Below are 21,779 nucleotides of genomic sequence, written 5' to 3'. Positions count from 1 at the left end.
TTCCTGACCTGCGGCATCGCACGGACTGAGAATCCGTTAAGCGATCCGGCCTTCCCCGGACGGCGAATCGGTTCTCGCAGCTCTCTCGCATACCATGAGCATCCGTGTCCGTGCCTACCTCCCGCTCCGAGTCGGAGCCCGACCCGCAGCGGCGAGCCGCTACCGCCGCTGGGCGGCGAGCCGCTTCCGCACCGCAGCGCGCAGGCGTGGCCCGCGTCGCGGCGATCGTCGCCGGCGCCGTCGGCCTCCTGCTCTGCCTGCTGACCCCGCTCCTGCCCGTCCAGCAGGCCACCGCCTCGCTCGACTGGCCGCACCTGCGGCCGGGAGCCGAGAGCGCGGAGGTCACGGCCTCCCTGGTCACGCAGTCGCCCGCCGACCTCACGGCGACGGTGCCGTGCGCGGCGATCGCCCGCGTCGCGGACTCCGGCGGCACGGTCCTGTCGACGTTGCCCGCGGGCACGAGCGCGGCCCGGGAACTGGGCCTGAACGTCACGGTCGGGGTGCCGGGACCGGGCCAGGCGGTCACCGTCTCGTCCCGTAACACCGTGATCGCCGCGGCGCCGGTGGACCGGCTGCGCGGCTGCTCCCAGCTGCGGCTGTGGTCCAACCCGGCCGAGGTGGGCGCGCGGTTCGAGGGCATCGACGTGGCGGGCTCGATCCCGACCGAGAACCGGCCCGTCATGGGCGGCGTCTTCACGACGCTGCAGGCGTCCGACGTCGCGGCCGCGGGCCCGGGCCTGCGCCTGCACGCGGACCTCGACACCCGCTTCGAGCTCTCCCCGTCGCCGCTCAAGGCTGCCGCGATCGGTCTGGGGCTGCTCTGCGTGCTCGCCTCGCTGATCGCGCTGTGGCTGCTGGACCGCAACTTCGGCCACCATCGCCGGGCGCCGCGCCGCAGCCTGGGGCAGCTACTGCGCCCCCGGCCCGTGGACGTGGCGGTGCTCGGCGGGTTCGCGCTGTGGACGGTGCTCGGCGCGGGCAGCTCGGACGACGGCTACATCCTGTCGATGGGCAAGGTCGCGCCCGAGGCCGGGTACACGGCCAACTACTACCGCTTCTTCGGCGCCCCCGAGGCCCCGTTCGACTGGTACTACACCTTCCTCTCGCACTGGGGCTCGGTCAGCGCGAACGCCATCTGGATGCGGCTGCCGATGCTGGCCGCGGGCGCCGTCACCTGGCTGCTGCTGAGCCGCGTGCTGCTGCCCCGGCTGGGGCCGGGTGTACGCCGCTATCCGCTGGCGGTGTGGGCCGCGGGAGCGATGCTCCTGGCGTTCTGGTTCCCGTTGGCCTCGGGTCTGCGCTCCGAGCCGATCATCGTGCTCGGCACCATCGTGACCTGGGCCGCCGTCGAGCGCTCCGTCGCGACGCATCGCGCGCTGCCCGCCGCGGTCGCCGCGATGGCGGCGGGCCTCACCCTGGGCCTCGCGCCGCAGGGCGTCGTCGCGGCGGCGCTGCTCCTGGCGTCGTCGGCGGCGGTTCTGCGGGTTCTGGTCGCGCGCCGCCGGGAGGCCGGCCTGGCCGCGCTGGTGCTGCCGGTGCTGGCCGCGGGCGCGGTGATCGTGCCGATCGCCTTCCGCGACCAGTCGCTGGCGTCGGTGGCCGAGGCCATCCGGATCCGCCTGGAGGTGGGCCCCGCCGCGCCGTGGACGCAGGAGTACCTGCGCTTCTTCTTCCTCACGGTCGAGACCACGGACGGCTCGCTGGTCCGCCGCGTGCCCGTCTACCTGTTCATCATGTGCCTGTTCGTGGCCCTGTTCGTGATGCTCCGCGGCAGGCGCATCGCCCGGATCGCGCCGGGCCCGGTGTGGCGCCTGGTGGGCGCGGTGTTCATCGCCGCGGCCCTGCTCTCGCTCACGCCCACCAAGTGGACGGTGCACTTCGGGGTGTACGCCGGGCTCGCCGCCGCACTGGCCGCCGTGACGACGGTGGCGGTGGTCGAGGCCGCGCGCACCTCGATAAGGAACTTCACGTTCTTCCTGTGCGGCATGCTCTTCGCTCTGGCCGCGGCGTTCGCCGGCTTCAACCTGTGGTCCTGGCCCTACCTGTGGGGCGTGCCGTGGTTCGACCGGCAGCCGGAGGTCGCGGGCGTCACGTTCAGCAAGGCCTTCCTGATCCTGGCCGGGTTGGCCGGCGCGCTCGCCGCGTGGCAGCACTTCCGGCTGGACTTCCGCGGCCGCGGCGAGGGCGGCCTGGTGGAGGACGGCACCGTCGACGAGACGGCCCTCGAGGACACCGAGCTCGCGACCCACACCCGGGCCGACCGGGAACAGGCCCTGCGCAGCCGGCGCCGGCTCCAGCTGGCCTCCATGCCGCTCGTCGTCGTGCTGGGCCTGCTGGTGCTGGGCGAGGGCGCGATCTTCGCGAAGGCCTACGCGTCCAACCCGGCGACGTACACGGTCGCCAAGGGCAACCTTGATGCGCTGCGCGGCAAGAGCTGCGGGATGGCGCGCTCCGTGCTCGTGGAGACCGATCCCAACGCGGACATGCTGACCTCCGCCGAGGGCCGCGGGGCCGCCCAGGCGCTGACGGGGCCCGGCACGCACGGTTTCACGCCCGACGGCATCGCGGGCGAGCTCAAGCCGCTGGCGATCAGCTCGGCGCCCGGCCAGATCAACATGGCCTCGCCGATCACCTCGCCGTTCACCTCCACGGCCGCCACGGCGGGCACCGGCGGCGGTACCGGACCGCGCACGATCAACGGCAGCACCGCGGCGCTGCCCTTCGGGCTCGACCCGGCGCGCACCCCGGTGGTCGGCTCCTACGGCCAGAACACGGTGCCCGCAGAGCTGTTCAGCGACTGGTACAGCCTTCCCCCGCGGTCCGCGGACCGCCCGCTGGTGGCGTTCGCCGCCTCGGGCGCGATCGCCTCGGTGGGCCCGACCGGCAAGAAGGAGTACGGCCAGCCCGTCACGCTCGAGTGGGCCGAGCGCCGCGCCGACGGCTCGATCGGGGCGCGCGGGGTCATCGACCCGATCGATCCCGGTCCGAACAAGCCGTGGCGCAACCTGCGCGTGCCGATGGAGGCGATCCCGCCCGCGGCCACCGTGGTCCGCATCCACGTGCGCGACCCGAACCTGGGCGATCAGCAGTGGGTGGGTGTGACACCGCCACGCGTGCCGCGCCTGCGGACCCTGCAGGACGTGGTGGGCGAGACGGATCCCGTACTGCTCGACCTGCTCGTGGGCCAGCAGTTCCCGTGCCAGCGCCCGCTGGCCATCCGCAACGGCACCTACGAGGTGCCGAAGTGGCGCATCCTGCCGACGCGCAAGGACGCGCTCTCCACGTCGTCGACGTGGCAGGCGCGCGAGGCCGGCGGCCTCCTGACGGTGCCGGACACGCTGCTGCGCACGACGACGCTGCCGACGTACATGACGGGGGACCTCACCCGGGACTGGGGCGAGCTGCAGCAGTACACGCCCCTCGCCGACGACGCCCCCGCGGCGGAACTGACGGTCGGCGTCCAGACGCGGTCGGGCTGGTGGCGCCAGGGCCCGATCCGCGCGCTGACCAATCAGACCGTGAAGAACTAGGAATCGATGATGAGCAGCGAGAACTCGACCGCGCCCGCGACGGTGCCGCCGGAGCAGCGCTACGGGAAGTGGCGGATCGTCGCCGCCGTGGCGGGCCTGCTGGGCTTCGTTCTGGCGATCCTCACGCCCTTCCTCCCCGTCAAGGAGACCACCACCGCGCTGCACTGGCCGCAGAACGGGCGGATCTCGAACGTCGAGGCGCCGCTGGTCTCGTACACGCCCGTGCGGCTCGACGTCTCGCTGCCGTGCTCCGTGGTCGACGGGCTGCCGGCGGCCGGGGGCACACTGCTGCGCACGCTGCCCGAGGACGGGCCGCGCCCGGGCCTGCAGGGCCTGGTGATCCGCGCCGACGCCCGGAACGTCATCATCGCCGACCGTGACGTGGCACTCGCGACCGCGAGCCGCGCCGACGTCGCGCGCGCCGGCACCGGCTGCGCCATCCGCTTCGTCTCCACCCCCGAGACGACGACGGCCGAGTTCACCGGCATGCCCGAGGGCTCACAGACCTCCAACCAGCTCTCGAACACCGTCGCCGATCCCAACCTGCGGCCGCAGATCGCCGGCTTCTACACCGACCTCCCCGCGTCGACGCCCGTGGCCGGGATCGACGTGAAGACGCAGGTCGACACCCGGTTCGTCACCACGCCGTCGACCATCAAGCTGATCGCGATCGTGGTGGGCATCGCCTCGATGCTCCTCTCGCTCGTGGCCCTCGGCTTCGTGGACATGCGCGACGGCCGCGGCCACATCCGCTTCATGCCGCAGGGCTGGCTGCGCCCGCGCCCCGTGGACTTCACCGTGATCGCCGTGCTCGGCGTCTGGTGGCTCATCGGTCCGAACACGTCCGACGACGGCTACCAGATCACGATGGCCACGCAGACGAAGTTCAGCGGCTACATGATCAACTACTTCCGCAGCTTCGGCGTGCCGGAGAACCCGGTCGGCTGGAACGACTACCTGTTCACCGCCATCTCGTACGTCACGACGGCGGCGCCCGCGATGCGCCTGCCCGGCTTGGTCCTCGGCCTGCTGACCTGGCTGGTGATCTCCCGCGAGATGATCCCGCGCCTCGGCCGCGCGGTGCGCAACAACCCCGCCGCGCTGTGGGCGGGCGCGGGTGGCTTCCTGCTGATCTGGCTCCCCCTCAACAACGGCCTGCGCCCCGAACCCGCGGTCGTGTTCTTCTCGCTGCTCACCTGGGTGTCGGTGGAGCGCGCGATCGCGACCGGCCGCATGCTGCCGGTCGCCATCGCGGTGCCGTGCGCCGCGCTGTGCGTGGGGGCCGCGCCCGGCGGCCTCATCGCGGTCGCCGCGCTGCTCGCGGCGTCGCGCCAGATCATCACGCGCATCGTCAAGCGCCGCGAGCGCGACGGGCTGCTGCCGATGATCGCTCCCATCCTGGCCTCGGGTATGGCGTACCTGTTCTACGCCTTCTTCACGCCGACCTTCTCCGCGCTCCGCGAGGCGATCTCGGTCAAGACCGTCACCGGTCCCACGCTGGACTGGTACGAGGAGGGGGTCCGGTACTACTACCTGATGCTCGAGACCGAGGACGGCTCAGCGGTGCGCCGCATCGGCGTTCTCACCGCGTTCCTCTGCCTGCTGACGGTGCTGACGTTCATGCTCCGGCGCAGGCGCCCGGCGGGCATCTCGGCGGGTCCGGTGTGGCGGCTCATGGCGGTCTTCTTCGCCACCGTGGTGCTGCTGGCCTTCACCCCGACCAAGTGGACGCACCACCTGGGCCTGTTCGCCGGTTACGCCGCGGGCATCGCTGCCGTCGCGGCGACGCTCACGATGGCGCCGATGATGCGCTCCAAACGCAACCGCGTCTTCTTCGCAGCGGCCGCGCTGTTCGTGGCGGCCATCTCGTTCGCGGCGCGCGTGGGCTACTACTGGGTGGGCACCTACGGCATCCCGTGGAACACCATGCCGCCGCAGCTCTTCGGGCTCGAGATCTCCTGGCTGCTGTTCTTCGCCTCGGTGCTCACCGCCCTGTACGGACTGTGGCTGCACTACCGGCGCGACTACGCCCCCGAGCCGACGAAGCCGCGCGGCCGCACCCTGCCGACCCTGGCGATCCTCACCATGCTCATGGTGCTGTTCGACATCGGGACCATGGCGAAGGGCGCGTACGCACAGCGGGGTAGCTTCTCCTGGACAGCGTCGAACGCCCGTGCGTTGCAGGGCAACACGTGCTCGATGGCGGACTACGTGCTGATGGAGACCGACCCGAACGCCGGGCAACTCAGGCCCGCGCCGCGGCCCGACGGTTCCGTGCCGAGCGCGGCGCAGGCGCTCGCCGGGAAGTCGACGGGCTTCTCCCCCACCGGGATTCCCGGCTGGCTCTCGCCGGTGAAGTCGAACCCCGGCCACAACACCGACGTCACCAACACCGACGTCCCCGAGACGGTGGGCGGCGTGCGGAACCCGGATCCGAAGAAGGACGGCGTCCCCCTTCCGTTCGGTCTGAACCCGGCGAGCACTCCCGTGCTGGGGTCCGCCGGTGCCACCGGGTTGGCGAACCTCACCACGGACTGGTACACGCTGGGCGCGATCGACGAGTCGACTCCACTGGTCACGCTGTCCGTGGCGGGGCCCGTGGCGGCGACCGGCATCAACGGCGTCAAGCGCGACGGCCGGACGCTGTTCCTCGAGGCCGGCCACCGGTCCGAGAACGGCGCGGTGCAGCCCCTGGGCCGCATGGTCCCGCTGGACGCGTGGACCAACAACAACTGGCGCAACCTCCGCTTCCCGACCGCCGACCTGCCGCGCGGCACGAACACGGTGCGCGTGGTGATCGACGACAAGGTCCCCTCGCCCGACCCCGTGGTGGTGACGCCGCCGCGGATGACGGAGATGAAGACGCTGCAGGAGTTCCTGGGCCGCGACACCGTCGTCGCCCTGGACTTCATGGTGGCCTTCGCCTTCCCCTGCCAGCACCAGGTGCGGGCCGTCAACGGCCTGTTCGAGCGGCCGGAGTACCGGATCTCGCCCGACTACATGGCGACCGTCCTCACCTCGAACACGTGGCAGGGGTGGAAGACCGGCGGCCCACTGGGCGTCACCGACGCGCTGTACCACGAGCAGATCGTGCCCACCTATCTCCGGAACAAGTGGGCGATGGACTGGGGCACGCTGACCAAGTTCACGCCGTGGACGGCCGCGGAGCCGGCGCAGTTGGAGCTCGGCACCGCGACCCGCACGGGCTGGTACACGCCGGGGCCGATGCGCTCCGCCCCATACTGATCCGGCGGTACGCCGGCGGCACCGCCCGCCGGGCACGCCGCCGGCGTACCGTCGAAGCATGGAACCGGTGACCGGACACCGCATCGAGAACGTCTCGCGACGCACGCTGTGGATGTCGTTCGGGGTGCTGGCGCGTGCGTTCGCCGATGATCCGGTGATCCGCTGGGTCCAGCCGTCGCCCCGGCTCGACCGGGTCACGTTCGCCGGCATCCACCTGGCCTCGCACGGCGCCCCGGGCGCGAGCCACCTGCTCCTCGATGGTGCCGAACCGGTCGCCGCCGCCTCCTGGGATCCGCCCGGTCACCAGCCGCACCCGCTGCGGCAGGTCGCCTCCCTGCCGCTGTTGGCCGCGGGGATCTCCACCGGGTTGGGGCGCGGCGCCGCCCTGGTGGCCGCCCTCGAGGAACGCCGGCCGACGGAACCGCACTGGTACCTCGCAACGCTGGGGGCGGCGCTTCCCGGCCGCGGGTTCGGCTCGGCGCTCCTGCGGCACGGTCTCGAGCGGGTGACCGGCCCGGCCTACCTCGAGTCGAGCAATCCCCGGAACGTGCCGCTGTACCGCCGGTTCGGGTTCGAGCCGCTGGCGCCGATCCACCTGCCCGGCGGACCCGAGCTCATCCCGATGTTCCGGCCCGCGCGCTAGCCGTGTCGCGCTGAGCCGGCGTCAGCGCACCCCGTCCCACAGCGCGCGCAGCTCCGGCGCCGGATCGACGACGGTGCCGCCCTCCCCACCGAACACCCGGACGGTGCGGGCGGGCAGGTACGGCGCCCAGCCCGGGTCCTCGCCGCGACTGAAACGCACCCAGGCGCGGTGGGTCTCGTCGGCGACGGCCTGCGAGGGCGACGGACCGGTCAGGTTGGTGACGCCGTCGGCCGCAAGGTTGTCGAAGGCGAAGGCGAGCTCGACGGCGTGGCAGGCGCCGAGGCGTCCGCCGAGCGCGGTCGACGGCTCGTCGAAGCGGTAGAAGTAGGTCGCGGCCGGTGCCGACGCGCGGGCCTCGGCGATCCGGACGGCGGGTATGCCGAAGAACCAGTCGGCCATGATGCGGCAGAACAGGTCCCCGGGCGAGGCGGCGGGCTCGGCGGCGCGGTACGCGGCGACCGCGGCCGCCGGATCGGGTAGGCCGTACTTCGCGGCGGTGGGGACGAGCGCCTCCTCGGGCAGGAGGTCGATCAGGCCGCCCGGGACGATGAAGAAGCGGGCCTCGTCGGCATTGGCGCCCACCAGGACCCGCACGCCGGCGCCGGAGCCGGCGCGGATCGCGTCGATGGGCAGCTGCGGCAGCACGTCGCCGTCGATCACCGGCTCGAAGATCATCACGTTCCGGGAGAGCTCGCCCCACGCGGCGGGGTCCGGGTTCGCCTGGATCTCGGCGTCGAGCGCCGTGGTGGCGTCGACGACGGCGCGCGGGGCGACCGTCGCGAAGCCCTCCCGGGTGGGGGCCACGCCGAGCCGGTCGGCGAGGGCGCGGGTCACCTTCTGCGCCGTCTCGCGGCTGATCGCGTGGTGGCCCGCGCCGCTCTGCAGCACGGCCTGCGCGAACAGGCCCTGCGCGAGCGGCGAGCCGAGGAGGGAGCCGACGCTCATGCCGCCCGCGGACTCCCCCGCGACGGTGACCCTGGCCGGGTCCCCGCCGAAGCCGGCGATGTTGTCACGCACCCATTCGAGGGCCATGATCTGGTCGCGCAGGCCGAGATTGGTGTGCTCGTCGCCCGTGTCGAGGAATCCGAGCGCGCCGAGGCGGTAGTTGATGGTCACGCACACGACGCCGTCGCGGGCGAAGGCGGCCCCGTCGTAGTAGCCGCTGCGGCCGCTGCCGTTCCGGAAGGCGCCGCCGTGGATCCACACGAACACCGGCAGGCCGTCGGCATCCTCGGGGGCCCATACGTTGAGATTGAGGCACTCGGCACCGGGGAAGTCCGGCTCGGCCGTGAGGATCTCCGCGACGGGCCCCTGGTAGCCCGGCTTGGGCACCGTCGCGCCGAACGCGGAGGCGTCGCGTTCGCCCTGCCACGGGGCGGGCGGAACGGCGGGCAGGAACCAGCCCGCACCGTCGAGCGGGGCGGCGTAGGGCAGGCCCAGGTAGCGGGCCACACCCCGCTCGACGGTGCCGCGGACGCGGCCGGAACGGGTCTCGGCGGTGACGGAGGAGGTCATGCCTCCTTGTCTACCGGGAGGCGTCGTCCTTGGGATCGATTTCGATCGGCCCGGAGTGATCGGCGTCGTAGACCTCGATCGTGACCAGCTCGCCGGTGTGCGGCGGGTGGTACAGGTCCTCCGGAACCTCGCCGTCGGAGTAGACGGGCACGTCCTCCGAGGGCAGCACGTCGGTGCTGTCGTCGGTCACCGCGAGGGTGTTGGCGTGCCAGCGCATGCGCTCGCCGAGCTCCTCGCGGTGCGCGCGCTCCGCCACGATCAGCGGGTCGTGCCACAGGTCCATCATCAGGGAGACGCACATGCCGATCATCACCACGAGGAACGGTGCGGCGGCGATGATGGCCATCTGTTTGATACCGGTCAGCGCGTCGTCGCCGCTCACCCAGAGCAGCAGCGCCGCAACGGTACCGGTGAGCACGCCCCAGAAGATGGTGATCAGCCGGTTCGGCTCCTCCGCGCCGCGCTGCGAGAGCGTGCCCATGACGATCGACGCGGAGTCCGCGCCGGAGACGAAGAAGATGCCCACCAGGAGCACCACCAGGAAGGCCGTGATCGTCGGCCACGGGAGGTTGCCGAGGACGTCGAAGAGCAGGACCTCCTCGTTCTCGGCCTTGCTGATGCCGAGGCCCGCCTGCTCCTGGTTGATGGCGGTGCCGCCGAAGATCGCGAACCACACCAGCGAGACCAGCGTGGGCACGGCCATGACGCCGATGACGAACTCGCGGATGGTGCGGCCGCGCGAGATCTTCGCGAGGAACAGGCCCACGAACGGGGTCCAGCTGACCCACCAGGCCCAGTAGAAGATCGTCCACGTGGCGAGCCACTTGCCGGCCTCGGGCTCGTTGGCCGCCGACCGGGCCGACATGTCCATGAAGTCCGCCGCGTACGCGCCCATCGACGTGGGCAGCAGGTTCAGGATGAAGACGGTCGGGCCGACCACGAAGACGAAGACCGCGAGCACCAGGGCCAGGACCATGTTGGTGTTGGAGAGCCACTGGATGCCCTTCGCGATACCGGAGACGGCGGAGGCCACGAAGGCCAGCGTCAGGATCGCGATCACCGCCACGAGCAGCAGCTTGCTGGAGCCGTCCTCGGCCCAGCCGAGGCGCTCGAGGCCCGCGCCCACCTGCGCGGCACCGAGGCCCAGCGAGGCGGTGGTGCCGAAGAGCGTGGCGAAGATGGCGAGGATGTCGATGATCCGGCCGCCCACGCCGTGCCCGCCGGTGCGGTTGAAGATCGGCGCGAACACCGAGCTGATGAGCTGGCTCCGCCCGCAGCGGTAGGTGCTGTAGGCGATGGCCAGGCCGACGACCGCGTAGATGGCCCACGGGTGGAAACCCCAGTGGAACATGGTGGTCGCCATCGCGACCGCCACGTCGTGCGCGTTCATGCCGGGGGGCGCGCCCACGAAGTGGTAGATCGGCTCGGCGGCGCCGTAGAACATCAGCCCGATGCCCATACCGGCGCTGAACATCATCGCGATCCACGAGACGGTCTTGAACTCGGGGCGTTCCCCGTCGCGTCCCAGCGGGATGCGACCGAAGCGGGAGAAGGCCAGGAAGACGGCGAAGAGCACGAAGAAGCTGGCGGAGATGAGGAACAGCCAGCCCAGATCGGTGATGATCCAGTTGAGGACATCGGAGGTCGTCGTCTTCAACCCGTCCGAATCCAGGAAACCCCAGAGGACGAACGCCAGGACCGCAGCGCCCGTCACACCGAAAACGACCCAGTCGGTCGTCCGGCGATGGTCTCCTGTCTTATTAGTTACAGTAGCCATGATCCCACTAGATCACAGTGGACATGGCACAGGTCAAATCTCCGGGGAACTCCTCCGCGCCGGATCGGCGCGAACTAGACTGCCCTACCTGCAGGTTCGTGCGCTGCAGAAATCCGCTCCGGTCAGCCCGACGGAACGACCGAACGCACCCAGCCCTCGAGGCCCCGCGGGTTGCGGGTCTGCAGCAGCACGCGGCCGGGGCCGGTGAATTCGAAGACCATTCCCTCGCCCGATTTCATGGACTGGATCCACTTCCCCTGCACGGCGCGGCGCATGGTGAACTGCATGTTGAGGTCGTAGGCCACGACGTGGCCGGTGTCGATCACCACCTGCTCACCGGGACGCAGGTCGAGGACGTCGATCGCGCCGTAGCAGGAGACCAGCACCTCGCCCTGGCCCGCCGCCTGCAGGCCGAACGCGCCCTCGCCGCCGAAGAAGGTCTTCGCGCCGCCGAACTGCGTGGTGGTCTGCACGCCGTGGGAGCTCGCGAGCCACCCGCCGCGGGTCACGTAGTACGGCCGGTCCGGCTGGATCTGCAGCACGGCGATGTCGCCGGGCAGGGTGCCCGCGACGTCCACCCAGCCGCCCTGCTGCGGCGCCGTGAAGGTGGAGACGAAGAAGGACTCTCCCGAGAGCAGGCTGCGCTTGAGGCCCTGCATGATGCCGCCCTGCGCCTGCGACTGCAGGTTCATCCCGGCGGAGTGCGCGACCATGGCGCCCGATTCCACGGTCATGGGCTCGTTGGGTGCCAGCTGGCAGCGGGCCATCGAGAACGACGGATTGTGACGGAGCTGTACCTGCATGCCGTCGAATCTAGCCGAATCCGGTCAGCCCGCGAGCCGCTCCCGGCGGCGGGCGTCGCGTTCGAGCGCGCGATCGCGGGCGGCCTCGAACTTCCGCGCGCGGACGTCCAGCTCGTCGACGAAGTCGCCGATCAGGTCGCGCATGCGCGCCGCCTCGCCGGTCAGGTCGGTGCGCTCGAGGAGCCGCCACTTGCGCAGCACCGGCACCACCACGGCGTCGCGGTGCTGGCGCAGGTCGTAGATGCCGCACTTGGCCATGAGGACGGCGTCGCGCCGGAAGTGCGGGAGCGCCGCACCGGGCATCTGGAAGTTGGTGAGCACGGCGTGGACGGCGGCCAGCGCCTGCGCCGGCGCGACCTCGATCGCGGCACCGAGGATGTTGCGGTAGAAGAGCATGTGCAGGTTCTCGTCAGCGGCGACGCGGGCCAGCATCCGGTCCGCGACGGGATCGTCGCAGACCGCGGCGGTGTTGCGGTGGCTGATCCGGGTCGCGAGCTCCTGGAAGGTCACGTAGCTCACCGACAGCAGCATCGAATTCATCCCGGGGGCGAAACCGTGCTGCATCTGCGTCATCCGCAGGTCCTCGAGTTCGACGGGGTCCACGCCACGGGTGACGGTCAGGTAGTCGCGGAGCACGATCGAGTGCCGCGCCTCCTCCGCGGTCCAGCGGTGCACCCAGAAGCCCCACGCCCCGTCGAGGGTGAAGTTCTCGGCGATCTCGCGGTGGTAGCTCGGGAGGTTGTCCTCGGTGAGCAGGTTCATCACCAGTGCCGCCCGGGCGACGGGCGACAACGACGAGTCGCTCTCCCGGAAGTCCTCGCCGCCGAGCGCGGCGAAGTCGCGGCCCCGGCTCCACGGCACGTAGTCGTGCGGGTGCCAGTCGACCGCCTGCCGCAGGTGCCGGTCGACCTCCCGCTCGGCGGTCTCCGAGAGCTCGTACAGCAGTTCCAGGTCGGTCAGATCACTCATGGTTCCCAGCGTGGTCCGGTGCGGTCGCCACGGTCAGTGGCGATGGTCCCCGATGCCGTCCCGGGCGGCACCGCGGTGGTCCGTCACCGCAGGTGGGGACGTGCGTACCGGCCCGCCCGGGACGTATGTCCCCTCCTGGTCCGCCGACGGTCCGCCGAGGAGGGCCCACACCGCCGCCGGGCCTACGCTGAGGGCATGTCCTCGGTATTCCTGGTCGACGACCACGAGATCGTCCGGCGCGGCCTGGCCGACCTCCTCGCCTCGGACGGCAGCCACATCGTGGTGGGCGAGGCGTCGACGGTCCGTGAGGCCCTCGCCCGCATCCCCGCCGTGCGCCCGGATGTGGCGGTCGTCGACGTGCGCCTGCCCGACGGGTCGGGCATCGACCTCGTCCGCAACCTGCGCGAGCAACTGCCCGACCTGCCCTGCCTCGTGCTCACCTCGTACTCGGACGACGAGGCCCTGCTCGATGCGATCACCGCGGGGGCGCAGGGCTACGTGCTCAAGCAGATCCGCGGCACCGAACTGGTCTCCGCGATCCGCACCGTCGCCGCCGGCGGCTCGCTGCTGGACTCCGCGAGCACCGCCCGGGTGCTGCAGCGCATCCGCAGGGACCAGGCCGCGCCGCCGGCCCCGTCGGGCTTGACCGGGCAGGAGGAGGCTGTGCTGGAGCTGCTCGCCGAGGGGCTCACGAACAAGCAGATCGCGGAACGGATGTTCCTGGCGGAGAAGACCGTCCGCAACCACGTCACCGGCATCCTGGCCAAGCTCGGCGTGGAGAACCGGGTGCAGGCGGCGCTGCGCGCGGCGCAGTGGCGCGAGGCCGGCGGGGCGCGCCGATGAGCGGCTCAGGCGAGCGCGGCGCGGGCCTGCCGCCACGCGTCGACGGCGGGCGTTCCGCGCTGCACGGCCCGTTCGGCGAGCAGGCGGCCGAGCAACCGGCACACCAGGTACTCCCAGTCCAGCTCATCGAGCGCAGCGGTCGTGCGCACCTCGTTCCAGCGGGCGAGCCGCCCGGTGTAGGCGGCCTCGGCGAGGTCCACGACGAGGGTGCGCACGTCGGACCGGTCCAGGGGGTCGATGTCGATTCCGTTCACGCCGCCCAGCGTGGTCGCCGGAAGGCCTCCGCGCCAGGGACGTTCGTCCCGACGGTGCTCCCGCGTCGGCGGGGAGCGGTCCGGTGACGGCGGGGCACGGCGACGGCGCGGCGCGGCCCGACGCCGACCTGCAGGACATCCTCAGTGCGGTGATGGTCGTGGCGCAGGGCCTGGACCTGCCCGCGACGGTGCGCCGCATCGTCACCTCCGCGATGGCACTGGTCGACGCGCGGTACGGCGCGGTGGGCGTGAGCAGCGACGACGGCTCGCTGCAGGAGTTCATCTACGTCGGCGTGGACGCGGAGACGGCGGCCCTGATCGGCGACCCGCCGTGCGGCCGTGGCCTGTTGGGGTATCTGCTCGAGGTGCAGCAGCCGGTCCGGATCGCGGAGCTCTCCGAGCACCCGTCCTCGGTCGGCTTCCCGCCGAACCATCCTCCGATGCACAGCTTCCTGGGCGCGCCGATCATGGTGGGAGGGAACCTGTTCGGATGCATCTACCTGGCGGAGAAGGCGGACGGTGTCGCGTTCACGGCCGGCGACGCGAAGGCCATCGAGATCTTCGCCGCCGCCACGGCGGTCGCCATCGACAACGCGCAGATGCACGCGGAGACCCTGCGCCAGCAGCAGCGCCTCGGCGAGCTGCAGGTGATCGAGGAGCGCGAACGGATCGGGCGGGACCTGCACGACCACGTGATCCAGCGGATCTTCGCCGCGGGCCTCGGGCTCCAGGTGGCGCGCTCCGCCGCGGCCGACGAGCCGGTGCGCGAGCGGCTCGACGCCGCGATCGGGGAGTTGGACCGCACGATCGCCGACATCCGCGCGACCATCTTCGAGCTGTCCACGGACGGGAGCGGGCTCCGCAGCCGTCTGGTGCGCGCGGTCCGGGCGGTCTCCCACGGCGGCGAGACGTCGGTCGATGTCGGCTTCTCCGGCCCGGTGGAGAGCGCGGTGGCCGACGACGGCCTCGCCCGCGACCTGGAGGCCGTCGTGACGGAGAGCGTGTCGAACGCGGTGCGCCATTCGGGCGGCACCACGGTCGCCGTCACGGTGATCGCGAGCGGCGACGCGGTGACGGTGGAGGTCGCCGACGACGGGACGGGTATCCCCGACGGCGGCCGGCGGAGCGGCCTGCGGAACCTCGCCACGCGCGCGGAGCTGCGGGGCGGCACCGTCGAGCTGCTGCCCGCGGATGCGGGCGCCGAGCGGCCGGGCACCGTCGTGCGGTGGTCCGTGCCGCGGCAGCCCTAACCCGACGTGGCGGCCGCCGCCGCCAGCGCCGTGTAGCCGCCCGCGAGGTCGGCGGCGCGGTGCAGCCCGATGTCGCGCAGGGCCGCGGCGGCGAGGGAACTCGAATAGCCCTCCTGGCACATCACGATCCACCGCACGTCCCAGCCGGTCGCCTCGGGGATCCGGGCGTCGGACGACGGGTCGAGCCGCCACTCGAGCACGTTCCGCTCGATGATCAGGGCGCCGTCGACCTCGCCCTCCGCGGCGCGCTGCGCCGCGGGCCGGGTGTCGACCAGGATCGCTCCGGCGTCCAGCTCGGCGCGCAGGTCCGCGGCCTCGACCCGGTCGATCCGGTCCCGCGCACTCGCCAGGAGCTCGTCGATGCCGCGCCCGCCGGTGGGGCCCTCGGGTTCGTCGGTCAGTTCGCTGCGCACCCTGCGGAGCCTACCGCCGGGGGTCACCTCGTAGTACGACATCGCGGTGAGCGGCGGGGAGTAGGCGTGCACGGAGAGCGTGGGCGTGGCCGCCTCCCCGGTCGCCGCGTCGTGCGCGTCGGGGTGCCGGGTGACGTCGTGCACCCAGCCGCGGTCGAAGGAGGCCTGCCCGCCCGCGTCGATCCGCCGCTCCCGCAGGGCCTCCCCGTCCCAGCTGCGCTCCGCCAGCGCGCCCGAGACCACGGTGAGCGCCCCCAGCGAGCCGGCGTGGTCGTGCAGTTCGGTCGAGCGCTCGGGAACCCAGCTGATGAGCCAGACGTCCACGTCGTCGTCGCCCCACAGGCGGGTGGACCACCGCTCGCCGACGGGCCAGTCGGTGGGGATGACCCGGTCGTATTCGCCGGCACGCACCTTCGCGGCCTCGGTCGCGGTGAGCGCCAGCAGGTCCGGTGTGTTCTCCGTCATGTGCTTCAGTGTCGGACGGTGCGCGCGCCGGGTGAACCCTTCCGCTCACGGCGACCGAAAGCGCGGAGCCGCGACCGCCGGCCTCAGCGGACGAGGCCGACCTTCTTCAGCCAGGTGGCGGCCACGTCGGCGGGATCGCGGCCCTCGATGTCGATCTGCCCGTTGAGCTCCTGCATCGTCTCGTTGGTCAGCAGGCGGCTGACCTTCCCGAGCACGTCCTTGATCGCGGGGTACTTCGCCAGCGCGTCCGTGCGGACCTCGGGCACACCGTCGTAGGGCAGGAAGAACTTCCGGTCGTCCTCCAGCAGCTGGAGTCCGAGCTTCCGGATCCGGCCGTCGGTCGCGTAGACGTCACCGGCGAGGCACGTGTTCCCGGAGATCGCGGAGTAGATGACACCCGCGTCCATCGTGGTGACGGTGCCCGGCGGGGTCCCGCTGCCGAGGGGCACCTCGTACTTCTCCAGCAGCCGGCCGAGTCCGTCGGGGCGCGACTGGAACTCGGGGTCCACGCACAGCGAGCGCTGCGCCGGCGGCAGCCGGAACAGCTCGCTCAGCGTGGTCAGCTTCAGCTGCGCCTTCTGGGCCGGTGTGACCGCGAAGGCGTAGGTGTTGTTGAACGGTGCCGGGGTGAGGACCTCGATCCCGTTGGCCCGCTCGGCGTCGCGCACCCGGTTCCACAGGGCGGTGGAGTCGCTGATGGTCTCGGTCTGGCCGAGGTAACTGACCCAGATGGTGCCGGTGTACTCCCAGGAGACGTCGGCGGCGCCGCTCACCATCGCCTGCCGCGAGGACATCGATCCCGGCGCGTTGGTGAGGTCGGTGATCTCGGCACCCGCGGCCTGCAGGATCGTGGTGCTGATCTTGCCGAGCAGGATGCCCTCGGAGAAGGACTTCGAGGTCACGGAGATCTTCGCGCCCGCGAGCGGGGTCCGGCCGTCCGCCGGCTCGGCGTGCACGAAGTGGCCCGACGAGCTCTCGAGCCCGCATCCGGCGAGGACGAGCGACAGGGCCGCCAGCACGGGCAGCAGCGCGCGCCGCACGCGTGTCGGCGCGGTCCTGCGCGCGGCCGTCATGCCGTCACCCCGCGCAGGCCGCGCGGCGCCAGCAGGTACTCGGCGAGCCGGGCCAGCCAGTCGATCGCGAGGGCGAGCAGGGCGACCAGCAGCGCGCCGGAGAACAGGAGCGCGGGCAGGTACAGCGTGACGCCGGTGGTGATGAGCACGCCCAGTCCGCCGGCGCCGATGAAGGTGCCGAGGGTGGCGGTGCCGACCAGGATGACGAGGGCCGTCCGGACGCCGTGCAGGATCACCGGCACCGACAGTGGCAGTTCCACCCGGATCAGCGTCTGGAAGGCCGAGAAGCCCTGGCCGCGGGCGGCTTCGATCACGCGGTCGTCCACCTGGCGCAGCCCCGTGACGGTGTTCTGCAGGATCGGCAGCACCGCGTAGACCACCAGTGCGGCGACCGCGGTGCGGAAGCCGGTGCCGAACCACATGGCGAACAGCACCACCATGCCGAGCACGGGTGCCGCCTGGCCGACGTTGGCGAGGGCCACGATGATCGGCGCCACGCGGGCGAACCGCTTGCGTGTCACGAGGACCCCCAGGGGGATGGCGATGAGCACCACGAGCACGGCGGAGACGACGGTGAGTTGGATGTGTTCCCACACCGAACTGCCGAGTTTCGACCACTGGAGCTGCACGGCCTCGGTCTCCGAGAACGTCTGTGTCGCGTGCCAGATCAGGTAGCCGGCGAAGCCGACCACGACGAGGAGCGGCTCGAGGATCAGGTCGATCGGCACGCCACCGGCGAACCGGGGCGTGGGCCCGACGCGCGCCGTCTTCGGCGCCTGGGACGCGGCGGTCACGACGGCGCCGCCCGGTAGGTGTCGGCGGCCTGTTCCGGATTCGCGAGGGCCTGCCGCTCCCGGATCCGCTCCGCCACCTGCTCGATCGTGAGCGCGCCGATCACCTTGCCGCGCTGCGTGACCAGCACGCCGCCCTGGCTGGAGGCCAGCATCACGTCGAGCGCGTCGGCGAGGGTCGCGGTGCGCTCGGCGACGGGCAGTCGCTGGTCGACGTAGGTCGAGACGACTGGCTTGCTCAGCACCTCGGACACCGAGGGCCAGGCGCGCGGCCGATCGTCCTCGTCGACGACCACGACCCAGCTGAGCCTCGCCTCCTTGGCGCGCGCGGCGACCTCCTCCGACGAGTCACCCGGACGGGCGAGCACGACGGGGGCGCTGGGGATCTCGCCGACGGAACTGAGCGAGAGGTGCTTGAGGGTGGCGCCGGAGCCGACGAACTCCTCGACGAAGGCGTTGGCCGGCGCCGTGAGGATCTCCTCGGGCGTGCCGAACTGCTCGATCTGGCCGCCCTCGGAGAGGATCAGCACCCGGTCGCCGAGCTTGATCGCCTCGTCGACGTCGTGCGTCACGATCACGATGGTCTTGTGCAGTTCCTCCTGGATCGCGAGGAGCTGGTCCTGCAGCCGCACGCGGGTGATCGGGTCGACCGCGCCGAAGGGCTCGTCCATGAGCAGGACCGGCGGGTCGGCCGCCAGCGCGCGCGCGACGCCGACGCGCTGCTGCTGCCCGCCGGACATCTCCTTGGGGAACCGGCTGCGGAAGACCTCCGGGTCCAGCCCGACCAGTTCCAGCAGCTCGGTGACCCGGGCCCGAGTGCGGGCCTTGTCCCAGCCGAGGAGGCCCGGCACCGCGCCGACGTTCTTCTCGACGGTCCAGTGCGGGAACAGGCCGCCGGCCTGCACGACGTAGCCGATGCCCTGTCGGAGTTCGTCGGCGTCGGCCTTGGTGACGTCGGTCCCACCGATGAGCACGCGCCCGGACGAGGGCTCGATCAGCCGGTTGATCATCTTCAGCGTGGTGGTCTTGCCGCAGCCCGAGGGCCCGACGATGGCGACCGTCTCCCCCGCCTCGATGGCGATCGACAGCTCCTTGACCGCCGGCTTCTCCTGCCCGCGGTAGCGCTTGACCACCTTCTCCAGCTCGATGGATACGCCTGTGGTTCGACTCATCGCAGTCCCTTCGAGACGGTGAAGCGGCCCAGGAGCACCAGCAGACCGTCGAGTACGAGCGCGACGGCCACCACGAGAACGGTGCCCACCAACGCGGATTCGAGTGCACCGGCGCCGCCGAGGCGGGCGAGGCCGGAGAAGATCAGGGAGCCCAGGCCCGGGCCGAGGACGTAGGCGACGACCGTCGCGACGCCGACCACGAGCTGCGTGCTCACCCGGATGCCGGTGAGGATCACGGGCCACGCGTTCGGCAGTTCGACGGTGGCGAGCACTCGCCAGCGGGGCATGCCCAGGCCGCGGGCTGCTTCGACCAGGGCCGGCGGCACGGCCTGCAGCCCGACGATCGCGCTGGTCAGGATGGGGAGCGTCGCGTAGAAGGCGAGCATCGTGACCGACGGGGTCACGCCCAGTCCGAACACGATGAGCAGCAGCGCGAGCAGCGCGAGGGACGGCACCGTCATACCGACGGACGCGACCGCGGTGGCGAACGCGGCCCCCGCGCGCGAGCGGTACACCAGGGCGGCGATGACCAGCGCGATCACCGCTCCCAGCAGCACGCACTGGATCACCAGCGACGCGTGTTGATAGGTGAGGAAGCCGAGCTGACCCCCACGACCGTCGAGGAATCTTCGGAGGTCCACTCGTCCGAACCTACAGACGAAGCGGGTTTCGCGCGCGGTTCGCGTCAGAGTGGGCGGAATCCGGGGCGAGCGACCACCCGGTGGGAGGCGCGCAGGAACGCGGAGCCTCTCTCCCACTTCAATGTATAACGCACCCCGGGCCTTGCCGCAAGGCCCCGTGGAGGGCGCATACTCGCTGGCCGGATCCGATTTCTTGCGAGGTGGGTGCATGTCTGAATACGAGAACGAGCTGGCATCGGAGCGCGACTACGTGGCGGGGTTGTACGCGCGGCTGGACGCCGAGCGGGACCGGGCGCGTCGCCGGTACGACGACGCGCTGCGCGACCACGAGGGCCGCGCGGTGGACCGGGAGGGCGACGTGATGACCTCCGCGCGGGAGGTGCGGCGGTTGAGCGTCGCCGAGGAGGGGCTGGCCTTCGGCCGGCTCGACGGGGAGCCGGACGGCACCGTCGGGACGCGGTACGTGGGGCGCCTGGGCCTGTTCGATGAGGAGGACGGGGACCGGGAACTCCTCCTGGACTGGCGGGCCCCGGCGTCGCGGCCCTTCTACACGGCGACGGGCGCGCACCCGGAGGGCGTGCACCGCCGGCGGCAGTTCCTCAGCGACGGCCGCACGCTGACCGCGTTCAGCGACGAGATGCTGGGTCGCCCGGGCGCCGACGCCCGCGGCGACGCGGCGCTGCTGGCCGCGGTGAACGCGCCGCGCGGGGAGGGGATGCGCGACATCGTCGCGACCATCCAGGCCGATCAGGACCGGATCATCCGGTCCGACAACCCGGGCGTCACGGTGATCGAGGGCGGGCCCGGCACGGGCAAGACCGTGGTGGCCCTGCACCGGGTGGCGTACCTGCTGTACACCCAGCGGGCGCGGTTCGAGCGGCACGGCGTGCTGGTGGTGGGGCCGAACACGTCCTTCCTGAAGCACATCGGCCGGGTACTGCCCTCGCTCGGCGAGTCCGACGTCGTCTTCGCGACCCCGGCGACGCTGTACCCCGGCGTCACGGCGCGCGCCGAGGACACGCCGGAGGTGGCTCGGATCAAGGGCTCGGCGGCGATGGCCGACGTGCTCGCCGCCGCGGTGACCGACCGCCGCACCCTGCCGGAGGGCCCGGTCTCCATCGGGCTCGGCGACGCGACGGTGCGGATCGAGGCCGACGTCGTCGGCTGGGCGCGCGACGAGGCGCGGGACAGCGGGCAGCCGCACAACCAGGCCCGGTTCGTGTTCCTGGACGTGCTGACCTGGGCGATCACCGAGCGGGCGCTGGGCCGGATCGGGAAGCAGTGGCTGCGGCGCGAGGACACGCGCGCCTGGGAGGAGATGCGCGGCAGCATGCTCGCGGACCTCGCGGTGGACGGGACGTTCCGGCGGACCGTCGATGCGCTGTGGCCCGTGCTGTCCCCCGAGGACCTGCTCGCGGACCTGCTGAGCTCGCCCGAGCGGTTGGCGGCGGCGGGCGCGGACCCTGCGCTGCTGCGGTCCGACGGTGCCGCCTGGACCGTCTCCGACGTGCCGCTGCTGGACGAGCTCGCGGAGCTGCTCGGGCCGCACGAGGCGAGCGACGACGCGGCCGCCGCCGAGGCCCGCAAGGAGCAGGCGGAGTTCGCGGAGGGCGTGCTGGATTCGCTGGTCTCCCGGCAGGATTCGATGGACGACGAGGACCACCTCTTCGCCACCGACCTGCTCTACGCCGACGATCTGGCCGGGCGGTTCGAGGAGCGGGACACCCGCGACCTGGTGGAGCGCGCCGCCGCGGACCGGACGTGGGTGTACCGGCACGTGGTGGTGGACGAGGCGCAGGAGCTGTCGGCGATGGACTGGCGGGTGCTGATGCGGCGCTGCCCGTCCCGCTCGTTCACGGTGGTCGGCGACCTCACGCAGCGCAGCGCCCCGGCGGGCGCCCGCTCGTGGGGCGAGATGCTGGATCCGTACGTCGCGGGCCGGTGGGCGTACACCGCGCTCACGGTGAACTACCGCACCCCGTCGGAGATCATGGCGGTGGCCGCGGACGTGCTGGCCGAGTTCGCCCCCGGCGCGGTGCCACCGGAGTCGGTGCGCGCGTCCGGAGTGCGGCCGTGGGCCCGGCGCGTGGCCGACGGCGATCTCACGGACGCGATCGCGGAGTTCGCCGAAGACGAGGCGGGCCGGGAGGGCACGTCCGTCGTCATCGGGCCCGAGGGGACGCCGGGCGCGGTCCCGCCGGCGGAGACCAAGGGGCTCGAGTTCGACGCGGTGCTGGTGGTGGATCCCGACGTGATCCTCGGCGACGGCGAGCGGGGCGCCGCGGAGCTCTACGTGGCGCTCACCCGCGCGACGCAGCGGCTCGGCGTGCTGCACCGTGCGCCGCTGCCGGCGTGTCTCGCCGGGCTCTCGACGCCGGTGCCCGCGCCCTGATC

General features: G+C 72.1%; 16 protein-coding genes and 1 pseudogene. 6 read left to right on the top strand and 11 right to left on the bottom strand.

What is annotated here, in order from left to right:
* The first annotated feature begins 104 nt into the window (after positions 1-104).
* Genes ELY19_RS08370 through ELY19_RS08360 form a run of 3 tightly spaced genes read left to right on the top strand, consistent with a single transcriptional unit; the run spans position 105 to position 7,419 of the window.
* Positions 105-3,530: an arabinosyltransferase domain-containing protein gene (locus ELY19_RS08370; RefSeq protein WP_227966668.1), complete on the top strand. Its 3,426-nt coding sequence runs from the start codon at positions 105-107 to the stop codon at positions 3,528-3,530.
* Positions 3,531-3,539: 9 nt separating this feature from the next.
* Positions 3,540-6,776, top strand: a complete 3,237-nt coding sequence (locus tag ELY19_RS08365) for an arabinosyltransferase domain-containing protein (RefSeq protein ID WP_164711554.1) — start codon at positions 3,540-3,542, stop codon at positions 6,774-6,776.
* A gap of 58 nt (positions 6,777-6,834) precedes the next feature.
* The gene (locus ELY19_RS08360; RefSeq protein WP_227966667.1) at positions 6,835-7,419 is read left to right on the top strand and encodes an N-acetyltransferase; all 585 of its coding nucleotides are present in this window, start codon (positions 6,835-6,837) and stop codon (positions 7,417-7,419) included.
* A 21-nt stretch (positions 7,420-7,440) separates the two neighbouring features.
* Here ELY19_RS08360 and ELY19_RS08355 read toward each other — a convergent pair whose 3' ends face one another.
* The 4 genes from ELY19_RS08355 to ELY19_RS08340 all read right to left on the bottom strand — a co-directional run bounded on the left by ELY19_RS08355 (position 7,441) and on the right by ELY19_RS08340 (position 12,483).
* Entirely contained in the window at positions 7,441-8,934 is a 1,494-nt protein-coding gene (locus tag ELY19_RS08355) for a carboxylesterase/lipase family protein (RefSeq protein ID WP_126195779.1), read from the bottom strand.
* 10 nt (positions 8,935-8,944) lie between these two features.
* On the bottom strand, positions 8,945-10,711 hold the full coding sequence (locus ELY19_RS08350; protein ID WP_126195778.1) for a BCCT family transporter: 1,767 nt from the start codon (positions 10,709-10,711) through the stop codon (positions 8,945-8,947).
* A gap of 122 nt (positions 10,712-10,833) precedes the next feature.
* Positions 10,834-11,514 (bottom strand): TIGR00266 family protein, encoded by a 681-nt coding sequence (locus tag ELY19_RS08345; protein ID WP_126195777.1) that lies wholly within the window; start codon positions 11,512-11,514, stop codon positions 10,834-10,836.
* A 24-nt stretch (positions 11,515-11,538) separates the two neighbouring features.
* The gene (locus ELY19_RS08340) at positions 11,539-12,483 is read right to left on the bottom strand and encodes an acyl-ACP desaturase (RefSeq protein WP_126195776.1); all 945 of its coding nucleotides are present in this window, start codon (positions 12,481-12,483) and stop codon (positions 11,539-11,541) included.
* Between the two features lie 195 nt (positions 12,484-12,678).
* Here ELY19_RS08340 and ELY19_RS08335 point away from each other — a divergent pair, with 195 nt between their 5' ends.
* Complete coding sequence (locus ELY19_RS08335) at positions 12,679-13,326, top strand: response regulator transcription factor (RefSeq protein WP_126195775.1); 648 nt, start codon at positions 12,679-12,681, stop codon at positions 13,324-13,326.
* A gap of 5 nt (positions 13,327-13,331) precedes the next feature.
* Here the strand turns inward: ELY19_RS08335 and ELY19_RS08330 are convergent, their stop codons facing one another.
* Entirely contained in the window at positions 13,332-13,580 is a 249-nt protein-coding gene (locus ELY19_RS08330; RefSeq protein WP_126195774.1) for a hypothetical protein, read from the bottom strand.
* A gap of 83 nt (positions 13,581-13,663) precedes the next feature.
* On the opposite strand from ELY19_RS08330, the gene ELY19_RS08325 reads away from it, so the two are divergent.
* A complete protein-coding gene (locus tag ELY19_RS08325) occupies positions 13,664-14,830 on the top strand; it encodes a GAF domain-containing sensor histidine kinase (protein ID WP_126195773.1) in 1,167 nt (388 codons plus the stop codon).
* On the opposite strand, the gene ELY19_RS23780 is transcribed toward ELY19_RS08325, so the two are convergent.
* The 6 genes and pseudogenes from ELY19_RS23780 to ELY19_RS08300 all read right to left on the bottom strand — a co-directional run bounded on the left by ELY19_RS23780 (position 14,827) and on the right by ELY19_RS08300 (position 19,385).
* Complete coding sequence (locus ELY19_RS23780) at positions 14,827-15,105, bottom strand: rhodanese-like domain-containing protein (RefSeq protein WP_232015622.1); 279 nt, start codon at positions 15,103-15,105, stop codon at positions 14,827-14,829. The genes ELY19_RS08325 and ELY19_RS23780 overlap by 4 nt on opposite strands.
* A 105-nt stretch (positions 15,106-15,210) precedes the next feature.
* Positions 15,211-15,708, bottom strand: a pseudogene (locus ELY19_RS23775) (cupin domain-containing protein); the annotation flags it as partial.
* A gap of 83 nt (positions 15,709-15,791) precedes the next feature.
* A complete protein-coding gene (locus ELY19_RS08315) occupies positions 15,792-16,781 on the bottom strand; it encodes a glycine betaine ABC transporter substrate-binding protein (RefSeq protein ID WP_126195772.1) in 990 nt (329 codons plus the stop codon).
* Positions 16,778-17,575, bottom strand: a complete 798-nt coding sequence (locus ELY19_RS08310) for an ABC transporter permease (RefSeq protein WP_126195771.1) — start codon at positions 17,573-17,575, stop codon at positions 16,778-16,780. Before ELY19_RS08310 ends, ELY19_RS08315 begins: the two co-directional genes overlap by 4 nt.
* Positions 17,572-18,744 carry an ABC transporter ATP-binding protein gene (locus ELY19_RS08305; protein ID WP_126195770.1) on the bottom strand — a complete coding sequence of 391 codons (1,173 nt, stop codon included), beginning with the start codon at positions 18,742-18,744 and terminating at the stop codon, positions 17,572-17,574. The genes ELY19_RS08310 and ELY19_RS08305 overlap by 4 nt, the downstream gene beginning before the upstream one ends.
* Positions 18,741-19,385: an ABC transporter permease gene (locus tag ELY19_RS08300; RefSeq protein WP_126195769.1), complete on the bottom strand. Its 645-nt coding sequence runs from the start codon at positions 19,383-19,385 to the stop codon at positions 18,741-18,743. The genes ELY19_RS08305 and ELY19_RS08300 overlap by 4 nt, the downstream gene beginning before the upstream one ends.
* A gap of 208 nt (positions 19,386-19,593) precedes the next feature.
* Between ELY19_RS08300 and helR the strand changes: the two genes are divergently transcribed.
* Positions 19,594-21,777 (top strand): RNA polymerase recycling motor ATPase HelR, encoded by a 2,184-nt coding sequence (gene helR / locus ELY19_RS08295; protein ID WP_126195768.1) that lies wholly within the window; start codon positions 19,594-19,596, stop codon positions 21,775-21,777.
* Positions 21,778-21,779 lie beyond the last annotated feature (2 nt).

It is taken from the genome of Tsukamurella paurometabola (assembly GCF_900631615.1).
GTDB lineage: Bacteria > Actinomycetota > Actinomycetes > Mycobacteriales > Mycobacteriaceae > Tsukamurella > Tsukamurella paurometabola_A.
Note: the sequence above shows the minus strand (reverse complement) of the source record. Positions and strands in the feature narration are given on the sequence as shown.